At 60.8% G+C, this 2436-nt stretch carries 3 protein-coding genes; 2 read left to right on the top strand and 1 reads right to left on the bottom strand.

Annotated elements, in window-relative coordinates; translation table 11 throughout:
* Both AC1DWT_RS50820 and AC1DWT_RS50815 read left to right on the top strand, forming a co-directional pair.
* Positions 1–1117: MFS transporter (locus AC1DWT_RS50820; RefSeq protein ID WP_477926220.1), on the top strand; the 1117-nt coding region annotated here is incomplete at its 5' end.
* Entirely contained in the window at positions 1114–1902 is a 789-nt protein-coding gene (locus tag AC1DWT_RS50815) for a hydroxypyruvate isomerase family protein (RefSeq protein WP_095869947.1), read from the top strand. The genes AC1DWT_RS50820 and AC1DWT_RS50815, both read left to right, overlap by 4 nt.
* A gap of 30 nt (positions 1903–1932) precedes the next feature.
* Here AC1DWT_RS50815 and AC1DWT_RS50810 read toward each other — a convergent pair.
* Positions 1933–2436 (bottom strand): FCD domain-containing protein (locus tag AC1DWT_RS50810; RefSeq protein ID WP_477926219.1); only part of this gene is annotated, 504 nt, incomplete at its 5' end.

Genomic DNA, 2436 nt, shown 5'->3' with positions numbered 1-2436 from the left:
CCTCGGCGATGTAATTGGGCGAAAGCACTTGCTGGTCGTCACATTGATTATCATCGGAGCCACTACCTTCCTGATCGGATTGCTGCCCGGTTACGCGACTCTCGGCATCGCGGCACCAATCGCGCTCGTCGTGTTGCGGTTCGCCCAGGGTGTCGCAGTGGGTGGTGAGTGGGGTGGAGCGGTATTGCTGTCCAGCGAATACGGCAACCCGAAACGTCGTGGACTTCTGGCCTCGGCCGCGCAGGTCGGAACTCCGATCGGCAACCTCATGGCCAACGGTGTGCTCGCTCTATTGGCGGTTGTCCTGACCGACGAACAATTCACGTCGTGGGGATGGCGAGTTGCGTTCCTGCTGTCCGCCGTCCTCGTCGGCTTCGGTCTCTGGATACGCATGAAGCTGGAAGACACTCCGGTGTTCCAAGCGCTGAGCGAAAGCGGAGAGCGCCCGGAAGCGCCGGTCGCGGAAGTTTTCGGCACGGAGCGACGTGCACTGGTGGCTGGAATACTCACGCGAATCTGCCCAGATATCACGTTCGCGTTGTTCTCGGTCTTTTCGATCACATACGGAGTTCAGAAGCTGGGCTTCAGTCGCAGCGAGGTGCTGGTGGCCGTGATGGTGGGCTCTGCTGCGCAAATCGTGTTCACACCCGCTGCAGGCGCGCTATCCGACCGCGTCAACCGCAGACTGATGTTCGGAGTCGCGACCGGCGGCGCGTTCGTGTGGTCGATCGCGTTCTTCGTGATCGTGCAGGACGGCTCACTGCTCCTCATGATTGTGGGTGTCGTCGGCGGCTTGGCCTTCCATTCACTTATGTACGGCCCGCAGGCTGCGTTCATTTCAGAACAGTTCAGTGTCCGGCTTCGCGCCACCGGATCCTCCTTGGTGTTTAGCTTGTCCGGAATCGTGGGCGGCGCGCTGGCGCCTCTCATCTTCACGTATCTGTTCACCCGAACCGGCAGCTGGGATTTGATCCCGGTCTACATCGGCATCGCCGCTGCATGCACCATCACCGGTCTCGCCATCGGCAGAAACCCCGACCGCGAAGAAGAAAGTCACTATTCTCCGCTGGAGAGAGAACCTGAGGGCTTTGCTGGGCGAGTCGAGGCATTCGAATGACCTCTGTCGCGCCGGCGTTTCGGTTCGCTGCGAACCTCAAGTGGCTGTTCACGGAACTCCCCTTCGAGCAGCGCTTCACTGCCGCCGCCGACGCCGGGTTCACCGGAGTCGAGTACGCATCTCCGTACGAGTACTCGCCGAAGGAACTCACGAAATACTTGGCCGACTCAGGCCTCGAGCAGGTGCTGATCAATACTCCGGACCCGAACCTGCCGTACGGCACCGCATGCACTCCTGACGCCAGGCGAGTGTTCCGGACAGACTTTTCGACGGCGTTGGACTACGGGGTCGAATTGGGCACCGGCATCATCCATGTCAGGGCCGGCGTTCGTAGGCCTGATATATCGAAAGATTCCGCGATAGCGACCTATGCCGAGAATCTCGCCTGGGCGGTGGAGCGGTCAGCGTCGACGGACATCACGCTCGTCATCGAGTTGATCTCTCAGCAAGAATCCCCGGGATTCGTACTCGAATCGCTCGACGAGACAGCGGCAATAGTGAACGCAGTCGGACACCCCCGAGTGGGTATTCTCTTCGACGTCTACCACTGCCGAACAGACGGCGGCGACGTCGTCGACGACCTGACGCGGATGATGCCCTTCGTCGCGCATGTACAGATCGCCGACAGCCCGGGGAGATCCGAACCCGGAACGGGCTCCATCCCATGGGTCTGCGTGTTCGAGCAACTACGCCGGCTGCAGTATCAAGGGTGGATCGGATGTGAATACGCGCCCAGCCACGACACCGTCGAAGGCCTGGTGTGGCGAGAGGCCTTCACAGCGTGACGACGGTAATCGACAGCAGGCGCGTGGGCCTTAGGACTTCGGAACGAGAAGGTCGTCCGTCCGTATGTCGATGTCGAAAGGCTGGACCGTTCCGGTCTTCAGTATCTGAATCAACCGGTCCTGCGTCTTGGTCGCGTGAGCCGGGCACAGCGTGCGAAGCGCGTCGCGATCGCCGCGGCGGACCGCGTCGATGATGGCCTCGTGTTCGCTGAGGTTCTCGTCGAATCGTGCTTCGTGCAGTTCCGAGTCTGCGGCTTCCAGTTGGTAGAGAAGCACGTTGAGACGGCGGACGTGTCGGTGGGTCGAATGCGCGAAGTCGTAGATGAAGCTGTTGTCGATGGTGCGGTGCATTCTCAGGTGGAACCGCTGATTCAGTTCGGTGATCTCCAAGTACTGGCGCTGGTTCACCTTTTCGCGATACTCGGCCTGAATGGCAGTCAGATCGGGCACCAGCGCCGCGTCGTCGAATCGGCACAGGTTTCCCACGACGGTCTCCGCCAACTGATGGGCGGTGACGATCTCGCGGATCTCTGC

This window comes from Rhodococcus sp. P4_B6, from assembly GCF_056402215.1.
The sequence above is the reverse complement of the archived record's forward strand: the minus strand, read 5'-3'. Positions and strand labels throughout refer to the sequence as shown.

Excerpts from the sequence above, each read along its gene's own strand:
- AC1DWT_RS50815 (WP_095869947.1), top strand. The coding sequence starts at position 1,114 with ATGACCTCTGTCGCGCCGGCGTTTCGGTTCGCTGCGAACCTCAAGTGG.